The following is a 1887-nucleotide window of genomic DNA, read 5'->3' as shown; positions in this document are numbered from 1 at the left end:
AAAATATGTATAAAGTTATTAAAATAGTTATTATTATGGGTATATTAAGTAGTATTTTTTCTTGTAAAGTAGAAAAAGACATCTTTATATATAGAACAGAGGAATTCAAAAAAAAGGAACAAACATTTAAACTTTCATTGGATGAAGCAGGGCAAGAATGTATAAAATATATTTTAAAAGAAGAAATAGCTAATGATGGTTTTTTTGATTTGGATATTATATATGGAGATTATTATATTTTTAAGCCGAAGTGGGAACCATATAACTTGAAAACAGGAAACTATAATTTATCTGGCATTTGGCTTAATGGTAACACTGGGGAAATAAAAGAAGTTAAAACAAATAAAAGAATTAAGGTCATACTAGAAAACACTAGTCATATATCTTATACGAGAAGAATTGAGAAAGATAAGGAGGAAAATTGATGAAAAAGTTTCATTCAGTTTTAGCTATAGGGTATTTATCCTTGAGAAGTGGTAATTACTCCTTCTCCACCAAATGCCTCAGCCCAAGGCTTCAAGTGGACATAAGCTTATCTTTACTGAAGATGAGAGCATCTTGCTTACTGATAAGAATGGCAATGTGATTAAGTTGGATACTCAGGGCAAAAATATAGAAATTTCTGCGCCTGAAACTATTAATATTACCGCTAAAAACATCAACTTAAAAGCAAGTGACAGCATTGATTTGGATGCCAATGTAAATATCACTGAAACAGCAGGAATGGCTAAGAGAAGTGATATTGGTGGAGATATGTTTGTATATGTAAATGGTGCTTTAACTGAAAAGATAGAAGGTGATTTACATAGTGAAACAAAAAAGGGAAAACTATGCTAAATAGTGAGGGAGAAATTGAAAGTAATAGTGCTGAAATGATAAATCTTAATGCTGAAGGTAAAATACAAGGGAACAGTAATGAAATCACTAAATTTTGATGAAGATAAATTAAAAGAACAATAAAAATTGACTTAGAAAATCTAAAAGAGTTATGAAAATTTCATTTATTTATATATTTTTTAGTTTGTTGCTTATAAATTGTAAGAACAATGAAGTTCAAAAATTCTTAAGCTATGAAAAAAAAGAGAAATCAATATCTATTACCATTAATGATAAAACCTCAATAAATAATAAAAAAAATTTAAACAAACTATTTTATCGTTTATTAGAAATAGATAATGAGATTTTAATAGACACTCTTTCCTCTATTGAAATTAAAGGAGATATTTTAATGGATAGGTTGTCTATGGATTGGTATTTATTAAAAATAAAAAAGATTGATACTATTTCAGGAACTGTCAATATATACATAGGAGAAGAGTCTCAATATGAAGATGACCCTAAATTATATGAATGGGGTGAAGTAATGAATAATAGATATATTTATCATATAAAAAGAAAAGGAAAATATTTATCTATATGTAATAACCTAACAGAAGGTTATGAAGATTTATGTATAGATAAAGATAGTATAAAAGAAACTAATTTAAAATATTATATCTATGAAAATAATGAATGATATGGAATAAAAAACTAATTAATATCTACAATAAATAAAACAAGATAGAACAATGAACAATCTACTCACCCATTATCCTGTGAATTGGATAGACGGAATGAAGCTAAGCAGCAGCCATTTTATTGCTGTGCAGGACTTTGTTACCGACAGCGTTAGAGGTGCCATAGCCTTGCAAACCACAGACCTTAACTACGGCTTACAACCTGTGGCAAGCGATTCGGTAAAGATGCACGTGCTGTTGGATCACTACAATCAGCTACAACTAACCCTTGAAGAATGCCACGCCGTTACTCCTAATGGAATACGTATACAAATCAGTGCCTCACAAGAAGGACAAACCTTAACGCTGAGCAAGGATATGACAGAAATGA

At 29.4% G+C, this 1887-nt stretch carries 3 protein-coding genes and 1 pseudogene; all 4 read left to right on the top strand.

Annotated features, from left to right (window positions below):
• Positions 1 to 425 (top strand): hypothetical protein (locus HMPREF9075_RS02655; RefSeq protein WP_009751334.1); only part of this gene is annotated, 425 nt, incomplete at its 5' end.
• A 73-nt stretch (positions 426 to 498) separates the two neighbouring features.
• Positions 499 to 837 carry a hypothetical protein gene (locus tag HMPREF9075_RS02650; protein WP_009751333.1) on the top strand — a complete coding sequence of 113 codons (339 nt, stop codon included), beginning with the start codon at positions 499 to 501 and terminating at the stop codon, positions 835 to 837.
• Positions 838 to 988: 151 nt separating this feature from the next.
• Positions 989 to 1516, top strand: coding sequence for a hypothetical protein (locus HMPREF9075_RS02645; protein WP_009751332.1), 528 nt, complete (start codon positions 989 to 991; stop codon positions 1514 to 1516).
• Positions 1517 to 1568: 52 nt separating this feature from the next.
• Positions 1569 to 1887, top strand: a pseudogene (locus HMPREF9075_RS02640) (hypothetical protein); the annotation flags it as partial.

Source organism: Capnocytophaga sp. oral taxon 332 str. F0381 (assembly GCF_000318275.2).
In the GTDB taxonomy this organism is placed as follows: Bacteria; Bacteroidota; Bacteroidia; order Flavobacteriales; family Flavobacteriaceae; genus Capnocytophaga; species Capnocytophaga bilenii.
This window is presented reverse-complemented; position numbering and strand designations above follow the sequence as displayed.

Bases quoted from the DNA above. Each gene is read 5' to 3' on its own strand.
- HMPREF9075_RS02645 (WP_009751332.1), top strand. From the start codon at position 989: ATGAAAATTTCATTTATTTATATATTTTTTAGTTTGTTGCTTATAAAT.
- HMPREF9075_RS02650 (WP_009751333.1), top strand. From the start codon at position 499: ATGCCTCAGCCCAAGGCTTCAAGTGGACATAAGCTTATCTTTACTGAA.